The 24,182-nt window shown below is 37.6% G+C and carries 10 protein-coding genes; all 10 read left to right on the top strand.

Features of this window, described 5'->3' with window-relative positions; translation table 11 throughout:
- Positions 1-3,465 (top strand): type I polyketide synthase (locus tag HWQ39_RS06535; protein WP_292842793.1); only part of this gene is annotated, 3,465 nt, incomplete at its 5' end.
- A complete protein-coding gene (locus tag HWQ39_RS06540; RefSeq protein WP_292842795.1) occupies positions 3,466-8,103 on the top strand; it encodes a type I polyketide synthase in 4,638 nt (1,545 codons plus the stop codon).
- Between the two features lie 30 nt (positions 8,104-8,133).
- A complete protein-coding gene (locus HWQ39_RS06545) occupies positions 8,134-12,771 on the top strand; it encodes a type I polyketide synthase (protein WP_292842797.1) in 4,638 nt (1,545 codons plus the stop codon).
- Positions 12,772-12,817: 46 nt separating this feature from the next.
- Positions 12,818-13,588: a class I SAM-dependent methyltransferase gene (locus HWQ39_RS06550; protein WP_292842799.1), complete on the top strand. Its 771-nt coding sequence runs from the start codon at positions 12,818-12,820 to the stop codon at positions 13,586-13,588.
- Positions 13,589-13,614: 26 nt separating this feature from the next.
- Positions 13,615-17,730 (top strand): non-ribosomal peptide synthetase, encoded by a 4,116-nt coding sequence (locus HWQ39_RS06555; RefSeq protein WP_292842801.1) that lies wholly within the window; start codon positions 13,615-13,617, stop codon positions 17,728-17,730.
- A complete protein-coding gene (locus tag HWQ39_RS06560; RefSeq protein ID WP_292842803.1) occupies positions 17,727-19,124 on the top strand; it encodes a cytochrome P450 in 1,398 nt (465 codons plus the stop codon). The genes HWQ39_RS06555 and HWQ39_RS06560 overlap by 4 nt, the downstream gene beginning before the upstream one ends.
- 100 nt (positions 19,125-19,224) lie before the next feature.
- Positions 19,225-20,604 carry a cytochrome P450 gene (locus tag HWQ39_RS06565; protein ID WP_292842805.1) on the top strand — a complete coding sequence of 460 codons (1,380 nt, stop codon included), beginning with the start codon at positions 19,225-19,227 and terminating at the stop codon, positions 20,602-20,604.
- A gap of 62 nt (positions 20,605-20,666) precedes the next feature.
- On the top strand, positions 20,667-21,536 hold the full coding sequence (locus HWQ39_RS06570; protein WP_292842807.1) for a TauD/TfdA family dioxygenase: 870 nt from the start codon (positions 20,667-20,669) through the stop codon (positions 21,534-21,536).
- 257 nt (positions 21,537-21,793) lie between these two features.
- On the top strand, positions 21,794-23,164 hold the full coding sequence (locus HWQ39_RS06575) for an MATE family efflux transporter (protein WP_292842809.1): 1,371 nt from the start codon (positions 21,794-21,796) through the stop codon (positions 23,162-23,164).
- 92 nt (positions 23,165-23,256) lie between these two features.
- Positions 23,257-24,126 (top strand): SDR family oxidoreductase, encoded by an 870-nt coding sequence (locus HWQ39_RS06580; protein WP_292842811.1) that lies wholly within the window; start codon positions 23,257-23,259, stop codon positions 24,124-24,126.
- Positions 24,127-24,182: the final 56 nt, after the last annotated feature.

The raw sequence follows: 24,182 nt of genomic DNA on the forward strand, positions 1-24,182 counted from the left end.
AATAGTCCCTTTTACGTTAATACCAAATTATCAGAGTGGAAAACTAACGGGACACCCCGCAGAGCAGGTGTAAGTTCTTTTGGTATTGGCGGGACTAATGCCCATGTTATTTTGGAAGAAGCTCCAGTGATTGAGGGTTCGAGTCCCTCACGTCCTTGGCAATTGTTAGTGCTTTCAGCCAAAACCAGCACAGCTTTAGAGACTGCAACAGCACAACTGCATAATTATTTAGAGCAAAATCCCAATATTCCCCTATCAGATGTCGCTTACACCCTACAAGTAGGTCGTCGAGGTTTTGACCATCGCCGCATCATGATTTGCCATGATCTAGATGATGCAGCGAAATCGCTTCAAAACCCTCAACGTATTTTTAGTTATCACCACAAGCCAAGTCACTGTCCAGTCATCTTCATGTTTTCAGGACAAGGGTCACAATATGCAAACATGGGTAGAGAACTATATGAAGTAGAACCGACATTTAAAAAACATATAGATACTTGCGCTCTGATTTTGCAACCCCATTTGGATGTTGATATCCGCTCCATACTTTATCCCAAGGAACAAGATAGCGAAACTGCTTCAAAGCAACTACAACAAACAGCGCTGACCCAAGCAGCATTATTTGTTACAGAGTACGCGCTAGCTCAGTTACTAATGTCATGGGGGATACATCCAGAAGCAATGATTGGTCACAGCATCGGGGAATATGTCGCCGCAACCATTGCAGGTGTATTTTCCCTAGAAGATGCCTTAAAAATTGTCGCCAAAAGAGGACAGTTAATGCAACAATTGCCCTCTGGAAGTATGCTAGCAATTAAACTTCCAGAAAAAGATGTGGAGTTGCTGCTGTCTGCCCAGACGTTGTATAAAAAATATCTAGAAATTGCAGTCATTAACAGCCCATCGGACTGTGTAGTTTCAGGAACAACATTAGCGATCGCAGCGCTAGAAAAACAATTATCATCTCAAGGAATAGAATCTCGGCAATTGCAGACATCTCACGCCTTCCATTCGGAAATGATGCAGCCAATCTTAGAAGAATTTGTGCAATTGCTGAAAACAGTCAAACTAAATCCACCACGCATCGGTTTTATTTCCAATGTTACAGGTAGTTGGATTAGTCAAGAACAAGCCACAAATCCCAACTACTGGAGCCAACATTTACGAGAAACTGTGAGATTTTCCGATGGGATATCCCAATTGCTTCAGCAGTTTGAAGATGTTTTTATCGAGGTGGGCCCAGGACGGACATTAAGCACATTAACGATACAACATTTAGACAAAGATAGCAAACAACAGGTATTGACTTCTTTACGCCATGTCAAAGAGCAACAATCCGATCTGAGCTTTTTATTAAAAACATTAGGTCGGCTGTGGCTTTTAGGGGTAGAAATAGATTGGTCGGGATTTTATACTCACGAACAGCGTCATCGTCTACCTTTACCAACTTATCCCTTTGAACGACAACGGTATTGGATTGAACCTAAAAATCAAGGAAAAGATACTCCAGTATTACTGGGGAAAAAACCTGATCTAGCTGACTGGTTTTATATCCCTTTTTGGAAACCTTCTTTACCTCCTGTAAAAGAACATCAAGAATTAGCGTCTGAGAAATCTGGCATTTTGATGTTTCTTGATGAGTACGGTTTGGGTAGGAAATTGGTCAAACGATTAGAAGCACAAAACCAGGATGTAATTATTGTAAAATTTGGTGATAAATTTACTAGAGAAACTGAGTCTCAATATATTATTAATCCAGCAAATAATTATGATTATGATGTTCTAATTCAAGAGCTTTTCAAAGAAAATAAGTTGCCAAAAAGGATTATCCATTTCTGGAATGTTACACCTGTTATTGACCAGGAGTTAGAAATTGAACAGGTTGAGCAAGCTCAAACAACAGGATTTTATAGTCTGCTATTTCTTGCCCAAGCTTTGGGTAGGCAAGGAACTACTGAGCAAGTAGAAATCACAGTTGTTTCTAACAACTTACAACCAGTAACAGGTAGTGAAGTACTTTCTCCAGAGAAAGCTACTTTACTTGGGCCAATTAAGGTTATATCTCAAGAATATTCAAATATAAATTGTCGTAGTGTTGATGTTATACTTCCGTCAGTGGGTAGTTGGCAAGAACAACAACTTGTAGAAAAGTTACTGGTAGAACTGACGGTTATTGATTCGGAAAAACTTGTTGCTTATCGAGGTTCAAATCGTTGGGTGCAGAGTTTTGAGCCTGTACGCTTTGAGCAATCTCAGGTTGAAAAGTCTCGGCTGCGAGAAGGGGGAGTCTATTTAATTACTGGTGGACTCGGAGGTATTGGGCTTGTTTTGGCAGAATATTTGGCTCGAACTGTAGGAGTTAAATTGGTGTTAATTGGACGTTCTGTTTTGCCTCAGAAAGATGAGTGGAACGAATGGCTTGCTAGTCACGAGTGGGCTGATGGTACTAGCGATAAAATTCGCAAAGTTCTGGAACTTGAGGGCTTGGGTGCAGAGGTTTTGCTGGTGAGTGCTGATGTTAGCAACACTGAACAGATGCAAAGTGCGATCGCTCATGCTGAACAGCATTTTGGTCACATTAATGGCGTTATTCATGCTGCTGGGCTTGTTCACGGCAAATCTTTTGCAGCAATTGAAAATCTCACTAAAACTGATTGCGAACAACAATTTAAACCAAAAGTACACGGAGTTTTAGTATTAGAAAATGTCTTGCAAAATAGAGAGCTTGATTTTTGTTTATTATTATCTTCCTTATCCTCTGTATTAGGAGGATTAGGATTTTTTGCCTACTCAGCAGCTAATATTTTCATGGATGCTTTTGTACACCAACATAATCGAAATCATCCTGCCTCATGGAGCAGCATAAGTTGGGATAGCTGGCAACTTGAAAAATTAGATGAATATCATACATCTGTAGGTGCAAAAGTGACAGAATTAGCTATTAAATCTGAAGAAGGAATAAAAGCTGTTCAAAGAATTTTAAACTACGATGTATTCAATCATATAGTTGTTTCCACTGGAGAACTTCAAACTAGAATTAAGCAGTGGATTAAGCTGGAATCATTGCAACAAAAAATAGGGAACCAGGAAACTAATTTATTATTACATTCCAGACCGGATTTGCAGAACTCCTACGTTGTTCCTAGTAATGAAATTGAACAAAATCTCGCCAATATTTGGCAAGAGATTCTTGGAATAAAAAATATCGGTCTTTATGATAACTTTTTTGAATTAGGAGGAGATTCTCTATTAATAATTCAGGTTCGTAGTAAGATTATGAAAATATTTGATAAAAACTTATCTATTGCTGAACTATTTGAATATTCAACCATAAGTAAATTGGCTGAATATATAAGTGGTAAACAAATTGAGCAACCAATATTTCAACAAGCTGATGAACGTGCCGCCAGAAAAGAATTAGCTATGCAAGAAAAACGACAATTAATGAAGCAAAGGAGAAAATAGATGTCTAATCAAGAACTGGACAATTCTATTAAAGGCATAGCTGTAATCGGCATAGTTGGTCGTTTTCCGAAAGCCAAAAGTGTTGATGAATTTTGGGAAAATTTATGCGATGGACGAGAATCAATTTCTTTCTTCAGTGATGAGGAATTAGAGGCTTCAGGTGTAGATCCAACATACCTGAGTAATCCTCAGTATGTAAAAGCTGGTGCTAGTTTGTCAGATATTGAGATGTTTGATGCTTCCTTTTTTGATTTCTCACCAAGGGAAGCTGAAACCATAGATCCTCAGCATCGTATTCTTCTAGAATGTGCTTGGGAAGCACTGGAAAATGCTGGCTATGAACCTGACTCAGGCAAAGGCTTGACTGGCGTTTATGTGGGAACTGATATGAGTTCTTACTTTTTGAGAAATTTAAGTTCCCACCCTGACCTAATTGAATCGATGGGTCTCCCTATTGTATATGGCAACAGTCAGGACTTTGCCGCCACACGAGTTTCATATAAATTGAACCTTAAGGGGCCAAGCATCAATATTCAGACTTCCTGCTCTACATCATTAGTAGCTATTCACTCAGCATGTCAAGGATTGCTAAACTACGAGTGCGACATGGCTTTAGGTGGTGGTATTTGTATCACATCTCTGCGAAAGTCAGGTTATTTATATCAAGAAGGGGGCATTACTTCTCCTGATGGCCACTGTCGAGCCTTTGATGCTAGTTCCCAAGGAACTATTTTCGGCGATGGCGTGGGCCTTGTTGTCCTCAAAAGATTAGAAGATGCCTTGGCAGAAGGTGACTGTATTCACGCAATTATAAAAGGTTCAGCTATTAATAACGATGGTGCTGCTAAGGTCGGTTACACAGCTCCTAGTGTAGGTGGTCAAGCTGAAGTGATTGCCGAGGCTCAGGCGATCGCTGGGGTTACTCCTGAAACAATCACTTATATCGAAACTCATGGAACTGGTACAGCGTTGGGAGATCCGATTGAAATTAGTGCCCTGAAAAAAGTATTTGCACACACTAAACAGAAGGGATTTTGTGCGATCGCATCAGTAAAAACAAATGTTGGGCATTTGAATATAGCAGCAGGTGTGACGGGATTAATTAAAACAGTCCTTACATTAAAACATAAACGCATACCTCCAAGTTTACATTTTGAAAAACCCAATCCAGAGATAGATTTCGCCAATAGTCCCTTTTACGTTAATACCAAATTATCAGAGTGGAAAACTAACGGGACACCCCGCAGAGCAGGTGTAAGTTCTTTTGGTATTGGCGGGACTAATGCCCATGTTATTTTGGAAGAAGCTCCAGTGATTGAGGGTTCGAGTCCCTCACGTCCTTGGCAATTGTTAGTGCTTTCAGCCAAAACCAGCACAGCTTTAGAGACTGCAACAGCACAACTGCATAATTATTTAGAGCAAAATCCCAATATTCCCCTATCAGATGTCGCTTACACCCTACAAGTAGGTCGTCGAGGTTTTGACCATCGCCGCATCATGATTTGCCATGATCTAGATGATGCAGCGAAATCGCTTCAAAACCCTCAACGTATTTTTAGTTATCACCACAAGCCAAGTCACTGTCCAGTCATCTTCATGTTTTCAGGACAAGGGTCACAATATGCAAACATGGGTAGAGAACTATATGAAGTAGAACCGACATTTAAAAAACATATAGATACTTGCGCTCTGATTTTGCAACCCCATTTGGATGTTGATATCCGCTCCATACTTTATCCCAAGGAACAAGATAGCGAAACTGCTTCAAAGCAACTACAACAAACAGCGCTGACCCAAGCAGCATTATTTGTTACAGAGTACGCGCTAGCTCAGTTACTAATGTCATGGGGGATACATCCAGAAGCAATGATTGGTCACAGCATCGGGGAATATGTCGCCGCAACCATTGCAGGTGTATTTTCCCTAGAAGATGCCTTAAAAATTGTCGCCAAAAGAGGACAGTTAATGCAACAATTGCCCTCTGGAAGTATGCTAGCAATTAAACTTCCAGAAAAAGATGTGGAGTTGCTGCTGTCTGCCCAGACGTTGTATAAAAAATATCTAGAAATTGCAGTCATTAACAGCCCATCGGACTGTGTAGTTTCAGGAACAACATTAGCGATCGCAGCGCTAGAAAAACAATTATCATCTCAAGGAATAGAATCTCGGCAATTGCAGACATCTCACGCCTTCCATTCGGAAATGATGCAGCCAATCTTAGAAGAATTTGTGCAATTGCTGAAAACAGTCAAACTAAATCCACCACGCATCGGTTTTATTTCCAATGTTACAGGTAGTTGGATTAGTCAAGAACAAGCCACAAATCCCAACTACTGGAGCCAACATTTACGAGAAACTGTGAGATTTTCCGATGGGATATCCCAATTGCTTCAGCAGTTTGAAGATGTTTTTATCGAGGTGGGCCCAGGACGGACATTAAGCACATTAACGATACAACATTTAGACAAAGATAGCAAACAACAGGTATTGACTTCTTTACGCCATGTCAAAGAGCAACAATCCGATCTGAGCTTTTTATTAAAAACATTAGGTCGGCTGTGGCTTTTAGGGGTAGAAATAGATTGGTCGGGATTTTATACTCACGAACAGCGTCATCGTCTACCTTTACCAACTTATCCCTTTGAACGACAACGGTATTGGATTGAACCTAAAAATCAAGGAAAAGATACTCCAGTATTACTGGGGAAAAAACCTGATCTAGCTGACTGGTTTTATATCCCTTTTTGGAAACCTTCTTTACCTCCTGTAAAAGAACATCAAGAATTAGCGTCTGAGAAATCTGGCATTTTGATGTTTCTTGATGAGTACGGTTTGGGTAGGAAATTGGTCAAACGATTAGAAGCACAAAACCAGGATGTAATTATTGTAAAATTTGGTGATAAATTTACTAGAGAAACTGAGTCTCAATATATTATTAATCCAGCAAATAATTATGATTATGATGTTCTAATTCAAGAGCTTTTCAAAGAAAATAAGTTGCCAAAAAGGATTATCCATTTCTGGAATGTTACACCTGTTATTGACCAGGAGTTAGAAATTGAACAGGTTGAGCAAGCTCAAACAACAGGATTTTATAGTCTGCTATTTCTTGCCCAAGCTTTGGGTAGGCAAGGAACTACTGAGCAAGTAGAAATCACAGTTGTTTCTAACAACTTACAACCAGTAACAGGTAGTGAAGTACTTTCTCCAGAGAAAGCTACTTTACTTGGGCCAATTAAGGTTATATCTCAAGAATATTCAAATATAAATTGTCGTAGTGTTGATGTTATACTTCCGTCAGTGGGTAGTTGGCAAGAACAACAACTTGTAGAAAAGTTACTGGTAGAACTGACGGTTATTGATTCGGAAAAACTTGTTGCTTATCGAGGTTCAAATCGTTGGGTGCAGAGTTTTGAGCCTGTACGCTTTGAGCAATCTCAGGTTGAAAAGTCTCGGCTGCGAGAAGGGGGAGTCTATTTAATTACTGGTGGACTCGGAGGTATTGGGCTTGTTTTGGCAGAATATTTGGCTCGAACTGTAGGAGTTAAATTGGTGTTAATTGGACGTTCTGTTTTGCCTCAGAAAGATGAGTGGAACGAATGGCTTGCTAGTCACGAGTGGGCTGATGGTACTAGCGATAAAATTCGCAAAGTTCTGGAACTTGAGGGCTTGGGTGCAGAGGTTTTGCTGGTGAGTGCTGATGTTAGCAACACTCAACAGATGCAAGGTGCGATCGCTCACGCTGAAAAGCATTTTGGTCACATTAATGGCGTTATTCATGCTGCTGGGGTTCCTGGAGGCGGTGTAATTCAGCGAAAAACTCAAGAACAAGCAGAAAGTGTTCTGGCTGCAAAGGTAAAGGGGACAGTAATTCTTGATGCAATTGTCAAAGATATTCAGTTAGATTTCTTTATCCTAATATCATCAAATAACTCAATTTTAGGAGGATTTGGACAGGTAGACTATTGTGGAGCCAATGCTTTTCTTGATGCCTTCGCTCACTATAATTATTCAAAACTGGGAAGATTTACTACAAGTATTAACTGGGATACTTGGCAAGAAGTTGGGATGGCGGTAAACACAGGAGTACCCCAACACCTCCAAGAATTACGAATAGAAGAGTTAAAACAAGGTATATTACCTAATGAAGGTATAGATGTATTTTTACGTACTTTAGGAAGTACAATACCTCAAATTATAATATCTACCTCTAATTTTTTGGATTCACTAAAACATTACAATTTTTACAAAGAAATACAAGCCCTACAACTTTTAGAAACTGTCAATCTATCCAAATCAAAATATCCTCGTCCTGAACTAAGTAATGATTATATTGCTCCTAGAAATGAAACTGAGCAAAAGCTAGTTGATATTTGGCAACATATCATTGGAATTGAACTGATAGGAATTTATGATAATTTCTTTGAAGTTGGTGGTGATTCTCTTATAGGTATTCAACTAATTACAAACCTAAATAAAGCATTTAATGCAAATATTTCTGTTGCCAAACTTTATGAATGTCCAAACATAAGTTCTATGGCAAAGATTTTTACTCCTGAAGAGTCTCAAGAAAATATTTTTGAGCAAAGACTCAGCCGAGGACAAAGAAGAAGACAGATTAAAATGCGAAACAACTAAAAACACAAGATAATTTATCTGGTTAATAAAATGATGAATGCCAAGATAATACAAGAAGAAATAGCAAATTTAGATATAGCGATAGTAGGAATTTCTGGCCGTTTTCCCAGTGCCAATAATATCGATGCTTTTTGGTGTAATCTCCAAAAGGGAGTTGAGTCTATTTCCTCTTTATCCAATCATGACTTAGTAGATTTAAATATTGAAGAGGAAGTTTTAAACGATCCAAATTATGTTAAAGCAGCACCTATATTAGATAACATTGAGTATTTTGATGCTAGATTCTTTGGTTACAGCCCTAAAGAAGCTGAAATTATAGATCCCCAACATCGCCTTTTCATAGAGTCTGCTTGGGAAGCTCTTGAAAATGCTGGATACGATCCAGAAACATACAATGGTTTGATTGGGGTTTATGCTGGCGTAAGCACAAATAGTTACTTTTTTAACAATATATATGAAAATATTGATTTACTAAATATTTCCAATAAGTATAGTCTTAATAAAGATTTCTTAGCTACAAATATTTCGTATAAATTAAATTTAAAAGGCCCAAGTGTAGGTATCCAAACTTATTGCTCTACTTCATTAGTTGCTATACATTTAGCCTGCAAAAGTCTACTTGATGAAGAGTGTGATATTGCTTTAGCTGGCGGGGTTACAGTTCTAGTTCCACAAAAATCAGGTTATTTCTATGAAGAGGACGGAATCTTATCTCCTGATGGTCATTGTCGAGCCTTCGATGCTAAAGCACAGGGTACTGTTTTTGGCAGTGGACTTGGAATCGTCGTTTTGAAAAGATTAAAAGATGCCATAGCAGATAGAGATTATATTCATGCAGTTATTAAAGGTTCAGCAATCAACAATGATGGTTCCTTGAAAGTTAGCTATACAGCACCTAGTGTAAATGGACAAGCTGAGGTTATTGTCGAGGCTCTAGCAAATGCCGGAATCAATGCTGAAGATATTTCTTATATAGAAACTCATGGAACTGGAACAGCTGCCGGAGATCCAATAGAAATTGCAGCGCTGACTAAAGCTTTTCGTGCTTTTACACAGAGAAATGGTTTCTGCGCTATCGGTTCAGTAAAACCAAATATTGGACATCTAGATACAGCAGCAGGTGTAGCAAGTCTGATCAAAACTGTTTTAGCATTGAAACATAAAAAAATACCCCCTAGCCTGAATTTTGAAGTTCCTAATCCTGAGATTGATTTTGCAAATAGTCCCTTTTACGTTAATACTAAACTTACCGATTGGAAAACTGACAATACTCCCCGTAGAGCCGGAGTTAGTTCCTTAGGTTTTGGTGGAACTAATGCCCACGTAATTCTAGAAGAAGCGCCTGAAATTAAATATTTTGATGATTCTAGACCTTGGCAATTGCTATTATTATCAGCAAAAACTGATTCTGCACTTAAAACTGCAACTACAAATCTGGTTGACTATTTAAAACAATATCCAGAAATAAATTTAGCTAATGTGGCTCACACTTTAAAAGTGGGTCGTAGAGCTTTTAACCATCGTCGGATTTTGGTGTGCCAAAGTGTTAAAGATGCTGTCAGCGTTTTGGAAACACAGGAGCAGGAACGGATTTTTACTGTATGCCAAGAGCATAGAGAACAGCCAGTCATCTTCATGTTTTCAGGACAAGGGTCACAATATGTCAACATGGGTAGAGAACTTTATGAAATTGAGCCGACATATAAAAAATATGTAGATATTTGTGCTGAGGTTTTACAACCTCATCTTAATCTTGATATTCGTCATATTCTGTTTCCAAAACCAGAAGAAATTGAAGCAGCTACCCAACAGCTACAACAAACAGCGTTCACTCAATCAGCATTATTTGTCACCGAATACGCTCTAGCTCAGTTATTGATGTCTTGGGGAGTACATCCACAAGCAATGATCGGTCATAGCATTGGGGAATATGTAGCAGCTGCGATCGCAGGTGTGTTTTCCTTAGAAGATGCTTTAGCAGTTGTGGCCAAAAGAGGAAAACTAATGCAGCAGTTACCTCCAGGAAGTATGCTGGCAATTCCGCTTCCAGCGAACAATGTGCAGTTGCTATTGGATGTAGAGACTTTGCCGAAAAATTCTCTAGAAATTGCGGTTATTAACAGTCCTTGTTCATGCGTAGTTTCTGGAACAACCGGAGCGATCGCAACACTCCAGGAGCAATTAATTTCTCAAGGAATTGAATGTCGACTGTTGCATACATCTCATGGGTTTCATTCTGTGATGATGGAGCCAATATTAGAAGAGTTTGTGCAGTTGGTAAAAAAAGTTAAACTACATCCTCCTCGGATACGCTTTATTTCTAATGTCACTGGTAGTTGGATTACAGATGTTCAAGCGACAAATCCCACCTATTGGAGTCAACATTTACGCCAAACTGTGAGATTTTCTGATGGAATATCTCAATTATTAAAGCAGTTTGAAGGTGTTTTTCTAGAAGTGGGCCCAGGACGAACTTTAAGTACTTTGACAACACAGCATTTAGATAAAAATGCTAAACAACAGGTGCTAACTTCCTTATCTCATGTTAAAGAACAAGTATCAGGTGTTAGCTTTTTGTTGCAGACATTAGGTCGGCTGTGGCTTTTTGGGGTAGAAATAGATTGGTCTGGATTTTATACCCACGAGCAACGTCATCGTCTGCCTTTACCAACTTATCCCTTTGAGCGGGAAAGATACTGGATTGATCCTAAATCTTCATCAGCTTCTTTAAATAGAAAGCCAGCAAAATTAGCTCGTAAACAAGATATTGCCGACTGGTTTTATATTCCGTCATGGAAACGCTCTTTGCTCTTTCGTGCATCCTCTGCTCAATTAGAAACAGTACAAGAAGAATGGCTATTTTTTGTTGATGAGTATGGAGTCGGAGAAAAATTAATTAATCTACTTAAAAATCAAGGTAAAAATGTCATTGCTGTTAAGCCGGGAGAGCATTTTGGTCAGATAAGTGTTGGTACTTATACAATTAACCCATACAGACATGAAGACTATGACACCTTGTTTCAAGAACTTATTACGTCGGGTAAAAATATTCAAAATATTGCTTACTTATGGAGTATAAATAAGCTTGAAAATTGTCAAAATAGAGAATATTTAGAATTTAGTAGTCTACTATTTTTAACGCAGAGCCTTAGGTGTTTAAAAATTAGCAAGAATCGCTTCCAACTTTTAGTTATATCTAACAACACTCAAGAAGTGAATGGAAATGAAAAATTAGACCCAAAGAAAGCGGCAATATTAGGTTTATGTAAAGTAATTCCGCAAGAGTATCCTAATATTAGCTGTCGATGTATTGATGTTGATGTAACAAATCGCCAAAATACAGATAATAGAGGAAGTTATAACAATATTATTATTGATCAACTTTTAAGTGAGTTAACGGCTGTATCTTCAGACTTAGTTGTTGCTTATCGCGATTCTTATCGTTGGGTACAAACATTTGAGCCAATTCGCTTAGAGTCAGTAATTGAAGAAAAAACATCGTTGAAAAAACAGGGTATTTACTTATTTCCAGGTGGTTTAGAAAGTATTGAAGTTGTGATTGCGGAATATTTAGCAACAACTCTACAAGCAAAACTCATATTTATTGAAAATTTAGATTTCCCAGAAAAGGATAATTTTTTGCACTGGCTGGAAACTCACACTCAACAAAATGAGGTAAGTTGCAAAATTCAAAAATTCCTAGCATTAGAGAAATCAGCTACTCAAGTTTTAGTAATCCGTGTAGACACAACTAATGATAAACAAATTCAGCAAAGCTTATCATCTGAGAATCTTGGTCAAATTAACGGAGTTATTTATTCCGGTGGAATCAATCGTGAAAATTTATTTTGCTCAGTTGCAGAAATTGATAGTATAGAATCAGAAGAATTATTTAATTTTCAATTTCATCAGATTACTATCTTAGAAAAGATATTACAGAATATAAATCTAGATTTTTGTATCATTTTCTCTTCTTTATCTTCCATTTTAGGAGGTTTTGGGTTAGGATTATATTCAGCAGCCAATCATTTCATAGATACCTTTACTAACCGACACAACCAAAATAGTTTTTTGCCGTGGTATATTGTCAACTGGGATAAATTACAGATAAATATAGCCCCAGAGCAAAAAATAATTGGACAAATATCTGGCGCAGATTCAACCATTAATTCAAAAGAAATTGTAGAAGTATTTAAACGCATATTTGCTTTAGAGAAAGGTACTCAAATTGTTGTTTCTACAGTAGATATTAAGTCAATAAATGATCATCTGTATAACCTTGGCTCTCTAGCAGATTCAAAATTTTTTAATCAACTAGAGTTATCTTCACGCTACTCTAGGCCTAACCTGAGTAATGCCTACGTTGCTCCGAGCAATGAGTTAGAAAAACAAATTACGGCAATATGGCAAGAGGTACTTAGGCTTACAGAAGTTGGGATTTATGATAATTTTTATGAGTTAGGAGGAGACTCTCTCATTGCGACTCAACTAGTTTCTAGATTGCGATCAAAATTTCCTGTATATTTACCGCTGCGTGACCTTTTGTTGCAAGGTATGATACCAGCCAAACAAGCAGAAATGATTGAGGAACTGATGTTAGCAAAAATAGAAGAATTATCTGAAGAAGAGGCAGAAACTTTTTTAGCTAATCTTACCAATAATTCTTAAACTATTCGATTTTAAACCTATCCTTTAAAACAGGAAAAGCAAGTATATGTCTTTAGTTAATTTAGTCAATAATGATGCAAATCACGATTCTTTTGCTTCTGTATATAAATTTCTTGGTTCATCAGATGCAGAATTTGTAATACCAGTTTTAGAGCAATTAATCCTAAAACATCTCTCTAAAGGAGCAAATATTCTTGACATTGGTTGTTCTAACGGACAGATAGTCCAACAGCTTCAAATAAGAGGTTATCAAACTACTGGACTTGATGTTTCTGAAGAACTGTTGTGTTTTGCCCGAACAAACGCACCGGAAAGTGAATTTATCCTTGGTGATATACGTAAGCTTAAGTTGCCTCCCACCTATGATGCAGTTTATTCAAAAAACGTTTTCAGCTTCTTCTTGAATCTTGAGGAATTGACAACTGTCTTCCAAAACATATATTCAATGATGCGTGATAATGCTCTGTTTGCATTCAGCATCACAAGTGCAGACATTACATGGAGTGAAGGTGAGCCTCAATATTCCGATAGTTGTACTGTCAATGATAAATTTGTCTATGTTGAAAGACACAACTACAGTCCAGAAGAAAGGATACGAAAAATTGAAATCACCACATTTGAATTAATAAATGGAATTTGGAACCGTTCGGACAGTGCTGTGCTAGAAAAAGATTATTTTTTATACGAAATTAAATCGGCTTTAGATAATGTGGGTTTCATAGAAATCAATGACTATAATAGCAAAGATTTTGGAGACGCTTACAAAAGAAGCGAGCGCCTTTGCGTTGTTTGTCGTAAGCCATCCCTCCATAAATAACTATCAATAAATAAAATAATATAGTCATGGATAAACAACACTCTAATTTATCACCTGCGAAGAAAGCCCTTCTAGAAAAATGGAAGGGAGGAAAATTTCAAGCTGATACTATTCCAAAGCGTCAAAGATTGCAGAATCTTCCTTTATCTTTCTCTCAACAAAGGCTATGGTTTATTGACGAACTTTATCATGGGAGTTCTTTCTACAATATTCCTATTGCTTTTCATATCAAAGGACAACTGAATATTAAAGTGCTTCAGAAAAGTCTGAATGAAATTCTTAAGCGTCATGAAGTTTGGCGGACAAATTTTGTACTTGTAAATGGAGAGCCAGCACAGAAGATTGCACCTCAATTGACTTGGGATTTACCTATTATTAATCTTGAGCATTTATCTGGTAAAGATTGGGAATCTGAGGTTAAACAACTTGTAGCAGAGTCCGCAAATAAACCTTTTAATTTAGCTAAAGGACTTTTAGTTAGAGCAACTTTACTACGCTTGAGTGAAGAAGAACACGTTTTGCTTGTTACTATGCACCACATTATTACAGATGGATGGTCTTGTGGTGTGTTTCTGCGCGAGTTGTCAACGCTGTACGCTGCTTTCTCTACAAATCAACCTTCCCCTTTACCCGAACTCCCTATCCAGTATGCAGATTTTGCAATTTGGCAGCGCGATCGCCTTGAAGGTGAATTCCTCACAACCCAATTAAATTATTGGAAACAACAACTCGGTGGTGAGCTACCTGTACTACAGTTACCTACAGATCATCCACGACCTAGTGTCACAACTTTTGCTGGTGCCAAGCAATATTTTATATTCTCAAAACCTTTAACTGAGGCATTGAGACAATTAAGCCAGCAAGCAGATACTACTTTATTTATGAGTTTGCTGACAGCATTTAATATATTATTATATCGCTACACAGACCAAGAAGATATCTTAATTGGTTCTCCAATTGCAAACCGCAACCGAGCCGAATTAGAAGGAATGCTGGGTTTATTTGTTAATACTTTGGTATTATGTAATAACCTGAGTGGTAATCCTAGTTTTCGTGAACTTCTACATCGAGTTCGTGAGGTGACTCTTGATGCTTATGCACATCAAGATTTACCCTTTGAAATGCTTGTAGAAGAATTACACCCTGAACGTGACTTAAGCCGAAATCCACTTTATGAAGTCATGTTTGTGTTGCAAAATACTCCAACAACTGTGCAAGAAGTATCTGGATTAACTTTGCGTACTTTAGAGTTTGATAGTGGTACAGCCCAACTAGATATTTTCCTCTCAATGTCTGAATCTCAAGAGGGATTAACAGGGTGTTTAGAGTACAATACGGATATTTTTGATTCAACAACGATTACCCAATTTATCAACAATTTCCAAACTTTATTGGAAAATATCGTTGCCAGTCCAGAGCAACGCCTAAGTGAGTTATCGCTATTAACTGCTTCTGAGCAAGAACAACTATTATTGAAGTTTAATCAAACTCGTACCGATTATCCTCAAGATGCATTTCTACATCAATTATTTGAGCAACAAGTTAAACTAACACCTGACTCTTTAGCATTAATTAGCCAGTCTGAGGAACTGACTTATCGTCAACTTAACCACAGAGTTAATCAGCTTGCACATTATTTACAAAAACAGGGTGTAACAAAAGAAACGTTAGTTGCTCTATGTCTGGAACGCTCTGTAGACATGGTGGTGGGAATTTTAGCTATCCTCAAAGCTGGCGGTGCATATATTCCCCTTGATCCAAGTTATCCAGTTGAGCGTCTGAATTTTATGCTCTCTGATTCTCAGGCATCAGTATTAATTAGTCATCAGGGAATATTAGATAAACTATCATTATCTGCGGATAAAACTGTTTGCTTAGATATCCACAAAGACGAAATTGCTCTAGAAAGTAAAGAAAACCCGATTAGCACATCAAAAGCTGATAATCTCGCCTATATTATCTACACCTCTGGCTCAACTGGAACTCCTAAAGGTGTTCTTGGTACTCATCGTGGTACAGTAAACGGCTTACACTGGTTATGGAAAACCTATCCTTTTACCCAAGGAGAAATTTGTTGTCAGAAAACAGCTATTAGCTTTGTCGATTCTGTATGGGAGATTTTTGCTCCTTTACTTCAAGGAATTCCTACAGTAATTATTAGCAATGCGAGGGTATTAGACACGCAGTTATTTATAGATGCTCTGGCACATTACAAAGTTACTCGTATTATACTTGTACCCTCACTACTGCGTCTAATTCTGGATAATTACAGTCATCTAATCAATAAATTATCGGCGCTAAAACTCTGGATAACCAGTGGGGAAGCACTGTCGATTAAGTTAGTTCAAACTTTCCGAGAGTTGATGCCATTTGCAAAACTAATTAACCTTTATGGCTCATCGGAAGTTTCCGCCAACGCTACTTATTATGACACCAGTTTCTTACCAGATGGAGTAAAGAGTGTCCTTATTGGTCGTCCAATTAATAATACTCAGGTCTATGTGTTGAATCGTGATTTACAACCCACACCTATAGGAGTTGTTGGTGAACTTTATATCGGTGGTGATGGATTAGGAAAGGGCTATTTAAACCGTCCAGAATTAACTCAAGAACGCTTTATCGATCACCCCTTTATTGCCCAAAACAAGCTTTATAAAACAGGTGACTTTGTACGTCACCTCAATGATGGAAATCTGGAGTATCTAGGTCGCCAAGATGAACAAGTAAAAATTAGAGGTTTTCGAGTAGAATTAAGTGAAATTGCAACTGCGATCGCACAACACCCAGATGTACAAGAATCTGTTGTGATTGCTAGCGATGATGCTCAACAAAATCAGCGTTTGATTGCATATATTGTCACAGAAAAACAGGATATAGCTGTACAACTGTTGCCAGATTTACAACAGAAATTGCCTAATTATATGCTGCCATCTGCTTTCGTTGTATTGGATGCGCTGCCACTGACACCTAATGGTAAAGTAGACAAGTGTTCTCTAACAACTGATGAACTTCTGCCAATAAATACTACTAAATCCTTCGTAGCTCCTCGGAATTTTACAGAATTATCATTAGCAAAACTTTGGGAAAAGCTCTTAAATACTAGCCCTATTGGGGTAACAGATAACTTCTTTGACTTGGGTGGACACTCATTTTTAGCTGTACGCTTAATGGCTCAAATTCATGACAAATTTGAGTATAATCTTACCCTATCCACTCTTTTTGAAAATCCAACAATTGAAAAATTAGCGATTATTGTTAGTCAGCCATCCCGTGAGAGTTCTAATTCTCCTTTGGTAGCAATTAACTCTTCTGGTTCCAAGATACCTTTCTTCTGTATGCATGGCGCTGGCGGCGGTATTAATAACTATTTTATCTTGTCTAGAAGGCTTGGTGAAGACTATCCATTTTATGCCTTGGAACATACCCTAGAGCAAGATATACCTGAAAATATTTCAGTCGAGAAAATGGCAACTCGCTACCTCAAAGAAATTCGTCAAGTACAACCAAATGGCCCTTATCTTTTAGGCGGTCATTGTTATGGTGGTGTACTTGCTTTTGAAATAGCGCAGCAATTACAACAGCAAGGTCAAAAAGTAGGTTTGTTAGTTGTTATCGATACCATACTATCAGAGACACCTATTGCATCTAGAAAAGATGACGATGCAAAATTCTTACTTCGCATGGCAGAATCGATAAAAACTAATAATAATATCGATTTTTCGATTCCTTTTGAGGAACTTCGAGATTTACCACTAAATGAGCAATTTCATTTAGTAAATAAAAAAGCAAACCTTATCTTTAGCGATACAGAAGTTGAAAATTTTCTCCACTATTACAAACTTTTCAAAGCGCATGTCCAAGCCATGCGAAATTATGTTCCCCAAGTTTATCCTGAGTCTATAACTCTATTTCGAGCTAAAGAAGAGATTATTCATGACTTTGACAACCCAGAATGGAGTACTGATGACCCCTTACTAGGCTGGGGTAAATATTCTACTCAACCTATTCAAGCAATTGAAGTTCCTGGCGATCATTTCTCAATTTTCGTTGAACCTCATATTCAAGAATTAACTAAACATCTAAGAAATTGTATCGATAATTCTGTGCGCGATATCAATCAAGGGAGTAAAAAAGACTCATGAAACTACCCCCAAAACCGAAAACACCCTTATGGCTACTAAATCTGCTATTCGAGGCTGATCCCTTTGGTTATATGGATGCAATTTTCAAACGTTACGGTGATATTGTTACTTTAATCTCTGACCCTACACCAATAATTTATGTCAGTAATCCCTTAGGAATAAAGGAGGTTTTTACAAATACAAAAGAAATTGCAGCTAGAGGTGAGTTAAACCAAGATTTCGCTTTAATGACCGGAAATCAAGGAGTTCTTCAACTGGATGGGTTAATTCATAAAAATCGACGCAAATTATTAATGCAGGGTTTTCATGGAACACGGATGCAGGTTTGTGGACAACGTATCTGCGAACTCACAGAAAAGATTATGAGTAAACAGGTGGTTGGAAAACCTTTTGCTGCATACCCGATTATTGAAGATATTACCTTGCGAGTAGGTCTAGAAGTTATAATGGGTTTGGATAAAGGAGAGCGCTATGACAAAATAAAACGTTTATTTGTGTCTGCGCTCAGAATAGGACAGTCTTCTATAGACAAGATTCTTAAAAATATTTTTGGACAACAGAATTTAGGTCGATGGAGTCCACAAGGGTATCGCCTTTATTTGCGACAACAACTTTTTCAATTATTATCTAGCGAGGTTGAGGAACGACGATCGCAAGCAGATTCTTCACGCACTGATATACTTTCAGATTTGATATTTGCTAGTGATGAAACAGGCGAAACATTAAGCGATGAAGAGGTACGCGACCTTCTATTATCGCCTATATTTGCGGCGGGTGATGCTTCAGGAACCGCGATCGCTTGGTCTTTGTACTGGATTCACCATTTACCATCCGTGCGATCGCGCCTACTGGAAGAACTCGATAGCCTTGGTGAAAACCCAGACCCCATGCACCTTGTCACATTACCTTATCTAAGTGCTGTTTGTCACGAAGCTTTGCGAATTTATCCAACTCAGTTGTTTACATTTCCCAGATTGGTAGAATCGACCGTTGAGGTGATGGGCTACAAGTTGAATCCCGGTACAGTACTTATTGGTAATATTTATTCCACACATCAGCGCGAAGATTTATACCCTAATCCAAAAGAATTTCAGCCAGAGCGCTTTTTAGAAAAACAATTTTCTCCCTACGAATTTCTCCCATTTGGCGGCGGTTCTCGTGTGTGTATTGGCGGGACTTTTGCTCTATTTGAAATGAAACTTGTATTAGCAACTATTCTTTCACGTTATGAATTAGAACTAGTCAGTCAGCGCCCAGAACGTCCCAAATTTGGAGGACTGATTTGTTATCCAGCTAGTGGCGTGAAGATGATCATGCGTGGTCGGCGTCAAGCAGGCAGTAGGCAGGGAGCAGGGGGCAGGAGGCAGGAAGTACCTACAAGAGGCGGGGCTTGAAACGCTCTTGGCAAGATCAAAATCAAAGACAGTCACAACCATTGCTTGCAGGCTTAGTTTAAAACCAATTAATTATTTAACATTTATCAGACAAATACTAATGAATTTACCTGATGGGCCAAAAACTTCTCCTCAATTACTTAGTCAATTTGAAACCGATCCTCTTAGCTTTATGGATACTATGAGCGATCGCTACGGCGACATTTTCACTATTATGGTTGATTCTACACCTCTAGTAATAGTCAGCAATCCAGAAGGTATGAAGCAAATTTTTACCAATGCTAAAGAGATTATAGCTTCTGGAAAGTTGAATCAAGGTGGAGAGTCTATAGTCGGGAATAACGGGTTGCTCGCACTAGATGGGTTGCGTCACAGAAATCGTCGGAAGTTATTGATGTCACCTATGCGCCACACTCAAACACAAGAGTATGGGGAGCGTATCTGTAAAGTAACAGAAAAAGTTATGAATCAACTAACCTTAGGTAAATCTTTTCTGGCTTACCCGACAATGCAAAAGATTACCTTAGAAGTTGTTTTACCATCATTATTTGGCCTGCATGAAGGGGAGCGTTATGAGCAATTTCGACAACTTTTTTCTAAAATAATAAGTTATGCTAGGTCGCGCTGGTTAAATATATCTCTTTCCTATCCGGTTATAAAGAGGGATTTGGGTCGTTGGAGTCCTTGGGGATATTGGCTTCATTTACAACGACAATTTGACAAACTACTTCATACCGAAATTGCAGAACGTCGTCAACAAGTAAACTCTTTACCTATCAACGTATTATCAGAATTGGTGTTTGCTTGTGATGAAACAGGTCAACCAATGACCTATGAGTATATACGAGATTTATTTCCATCATTACTATTTGGTGGTCAAGATGCGTCAGCTACCGCGATAAGTTGGTCTTTGTACTGGATTCATAGTATACCTGGTGTTCGCGATCGCTTATTAGAAGAACTTGATAGCCTTGGTGAGTCGCCAGAACCCGGAAAGATTATTGCATTACCTTACCTGAGTGCTGTTTGTAATGAATCCCTACGAATTTATCCAACTCAAGTTGTAACATTTCCACGACTTGTAGAATCACCAATTGAAGTAATGGACTACAAATTAGACCCAGGTACAGTAGTAAGAGGATGCATATATTTAACTCATCAACGTGAAGATTTATATCCACAAGCAAAGCAATTCAGACCAGAGCGCTTTCTAGAAAAAGAATATTCTCCCTATGAATTTTTACCATTTGGTGGTGGCGCTCGCCGCTGTCCAGGTGAGCTATTAGCGCTTTTTGAAATGAAACTAGTATTAGCAACAATTCTCACACGTTATCAATTAGCCTTAGCCGATAAAACAAGAGTGGAAAAACCGAAAGCTATAGGTGTTAACTATCCTCCTGCTAGTGGCTTGAAAATGATGATTCTCTCTCAGCGTCAGCGCCAAGGACAGCCACAGCAGTTTGTTGCTCATTCAGCGTAAGATAGGTTTGTCTTACGGTAAATAATTACAATATCAATGCAAAAAAATACCAAATAAAATCCATGAACAGTAAAATTGAGTCATTAGGAATAGGGACGGGAAAAACAGTATACAGTAATAACGATTGTGAAGATATTTTGTGTCTTTCTGAAGCAGAAACTCTTGATTTATTCAAGTCATCTGGAGTTGTGCTTTTTCGGGATTTTAGAGTAACTGTCACGCAGATGAAAGCTTTTTCAGAAAAATTCAGTTGTAGCTACCTTAAAGATCCCACTAAAAAAAGTGTTGATTCGGTTGATTTTGTGACATCAGTGGATAACGGAATGTATGCTCTACCTCCTCATGCCGAGCATAGTTGTGTTCCTATTCGACCTGATGTTGTTTGGTTTTGCTGTAAAACGCCTGTAGAAGGAGGCGAAACTCTATTTTGGGACGGTATCCAAATATGGAAAGAAATGAGCAAACAGACGAAACAGTTATTTGATGAAAAAAAATTAAAGTTTGTTTTTGAAAATGTGCCATTAGAGGAATTAAATAAATGGTTTTTATGTGGGGAAACCATTGATGAGTGCAAGCAAGTCTTGAATAAATTTGAGGGATTGAATTATCAGATAAATGAAGATTCAACCATTTCTTTAAAATATATTTGTTCAGCAGTAGTAAAAACCAAGTATGGAAATCAAGACGCATTTGCCAACTACCTTTGGGTAAACCACACCCGAGGAGAAGAAATTTTTGAAGATGGTTCAAAGCTTCCTGATGAAGTAGCTGACGAAATTCAGAAACTTTACGACAAGTATACAGAAGAAATCTCGTGGCAAGCTGGCGATCTAGTTATGATAGATAATTCCAGAGTTATGCACGGTCGCCGCGAATTCAAAGATAATCAACGGCAGATATTCGTTACCATATCTAATTTGAATTTAGAGTAATAAATCGTGGAAACACAACTATCATTAAACCGCTAAGTAAATGTCATCATAAAATTTATTTTCATGATTGCTATTTAGTGGTAGTACTCATCGCTCTTCAGGTGAGCTATTAGCAATTGTAGAAATGAAATACAATCATCTCACGACGCTATCAGTTAGCATGAACAGGGACAAAATTCGGAAACATAAAGGTATTAGCTATCCTCCAGTTAATAGCTTGAAGATAGTATTGCGTAATAGTAATAAATAAATTTAAAATGACTTCACAAAATCAATCTCAAGTAAGAAATGAGATTCTTCAAGGAAATCTCTTTAAACTAATGTTCAAGTTATCAGCGCCCGGTATTTTAGTAACACTGCTGATTAACATGAATGCTTTTATTGATGCTCTATTTGCAGGGCAGTTTCTTGGAGAAACCGCTATTGCTGGTATATCTCTAGCTCTACCACTTACTGCTATTATGAATGGTTTTGCTTACTTAGTTGGAACAGGTTCAGCTTCGATTTTGAGCCGAGCTATTGGTGCCGGAGATATAAAAACTCAGTCCAAAATATTTGGAAATTTAATTATAGTTGGTATATTTATATCCTCTTTTATTACTGTAATTGGCTACAGTTATAGTGAAGAACTAATTAAATTAATGGGAGGAGATGGTAAAGTAGCTTTTGCCGGCTCTGAATACTTTAAAACTTATATATTAGGTTCAGTATTTTATATATTAGCAGTAGCCTCTAACCAACTTATTAAGTCAGAAGGTAAAGTTAGACTGGCTATGAGTTTTGCCGGAATTTATGTCATTGTTAATATAATTTTAAATCCTATATTTGTTATAGTTTTTCATTGGGGTATCCAGGGCATTGCTTTTGCTACTGTAACTGCAATGATCGTTTTTTGCATAATTAACCTTACATATTTTTTGTCGGGTAAAAGTTCTATTCCAGTTAATCCTAAAAAGTTGGTGTTAGCAATAAATTTACTTCCTGGAATTTTATCTGTGGGAATATCAGCGCTACTCGGTAGTATTATGGACTTAGTTCAAAGTTTTATTGTTTTTAAATCTCTCTCCTATTATGGTACAAATCATGATATTGCTTTCTATGGAGCAACACTAAGGCTAACTTCATTAGCATTCATTCCTTTAGATGGATTTGTTAGCGCCTTACAACCAGTAATTGGGATAAATTATGGAGCCGGAAATTATGATAGATTGAAAAAAAGTTATTTCACTTTTATTATTTGGGTGACTGCTTTAGCTGTATTATTTTGGCTGCCAATGCAATTGTCGCCAACAACATTTTTAAGTTGGCTATTGCCAAATTCGACTTTTACAAACAATGATTTACTGAACTTTCGGATACTTACGTTATTAATACCAACAATGGCTTTTATTCCCTTTGGCTCAGTTTTTTTTCAGTCTATAGGAAAGGGTAAAACAGTTTCCATAATTATTATTTTAAATAGCGTAATTTTCTTTATTCCATCAATCGTAATATTGTCAAAATATTTAGGTGTTAGTGGTGTATATTATGGAATGGCTTTAACAAATATTTTGCTTTTAATTACTGCTATTTTGTTAACATTTATGGAATTTCAAAAAATGAATATGAAGTATGTAAAAGGTAGGTAATATCTATTGATTTTTTAAAATAATTCAAATTCAGATAACTTTAAATTAGGGATATAACAGATGTACATCCATTCGCAATATAGGTAATAGAAATGACTCAAAAACATAAAGGTGCTATTGTGGTTACAGGAGCATCAACAGGTGTGGGCAGAGCAGCGGCTCTTATGCTTGACAAAAAAGGGTATCAGGTATTTGCATCAGTCCGTAAAGAAAAAGATGCTGAATCTCTCAAGAGTGATTCCTCTGAGAATTTGACACCAATTTTCATGGATATTACAAAAGCAGAAGAAATTAAATCTGCGGCAGATATTGTTTCAAAATCTATTTATAATGAGGGATTAGTGGGATTAGTAAACAACGCTGGTCTGTTAGTTGATGGGCCACTGGAGTTTATTTCAATTGATGAACTGAGATGGCAGTTTGAAGTCAATGTTTTTGGGCAAATAGCAGTTACCCAGGAATTTTTACCGTTAATCCGAAAAGCTAAAGGTCGGATTATTAATATTGGCTCGGTCGGAGGAGTATTTTCTGCACCATATATCTCTCCTTTGTGTGCATCTAAGTTTGCATTAGAGGCATTTAATGATGCTTTGAGAATAGAATTACATCCTTGGGGAATTGAAGTTATCTTAATTGAACCAGGCTCAATTGCATCTGCGGCTCCTGATAAAGTAGAGGAAAGCTTTGGAAGAAACTTTGCTAATATGTCCCCTGATGCCAAAGCAATGTATGGAGCGACATATAAATTTTTTGTTGAAGGTTTAATTCAATCAAATCGTGAAGGAATGCCGCCGGAACAAGTTGCAGATGCAATTATCAAAGCTTTAGAAGTTAGGAAGCCTAAAACACGTTATTTCTTGTCGAAGGGGCAGCTAGATTTAATGCTTGAGCTAATACTTAGAAAATTCAGACCAGACCGTAGTTCTGATGCAATGATTCTAAAAAGTTTGAAAGGAATTTAGGAAAGATTATGGTTTTATCAGAGTTTAAACCTAGCACAGTTCAGTCTCCATTAGAT

Source organism: Nostoc sp. NMS8, from assembly GCF_017115045.1.
Classification (GTDB): domain Bacteria; phylum Cyanobacteriota; class Cyanobacteriia; order Cyanobacteriales; family Nostocaceae; genus Nostoc.

Bases quoted from the DNA above. Each gene is read 5' to 3' on its own strand.
- HWQ39_RS06565 (WP_292842805.1), top strand. From the start codon at position 19,225: ATGAATTTACCTGATGGGCCAAAAACTTCTCCTCAATTACTTAGTCAA.
- HWQ39_RS06560 (WP_292842803.1), top strand. From the start codon at position 17,727: ATGAAACTACCCCCAAAACCGAAAACACCCTTATGGCTACTAAATCTG.
- HWQ39_RS06580 (WP_292842811.1), top strand. From the start codon at position 23,257: ATGACTCAAAAACATAAAGGTGCTATTGTGGTTACAGGAGCATCAACA.
- HWQ39_RS06540 (WP_292842795.1), top strand. From the start codon at position 3,466: ATGTCTAATCAAGAACTGGACAATTCTATTAAAGGCATAGCTGTAATC.
- HWQ39_RS06545 (WP_292842797.1), top strand. From the start codon at position 8,134: ATGATGAATGCCAAGATAATACAAGAAGAAATAGCAAATTTAGATATA.
- HWQ39_RS06570 (WP_292842807.1), top strand. From the start codon at position 20,667: ATGAACAGTAAAATTGAGTCATTAGGAATAGGGACGGGAAAAACAGTA.
- HWQ39_RS06555 (WP_292842801.1), top strand. From the start codon at position 13,615: ATGGATAAACAACACTCTAATTTATCACCTGCGAAGAAAGCCCTTCTA.
- HWQ39_RS06575 (WP_292842809.1), top strand. From the start codon at position 21,794: ATGACTTCACAAAATCAATCTCAAGTAAGAAATGAGATTCTTCAAGGA.
- HWQ39_RS06550 (WP_292842799.1), top strand. From the start codon at position 12,818: ATGTCTTTAGTTAATTTAGTCAATAATGATGCAAATCACGATTCTTTT.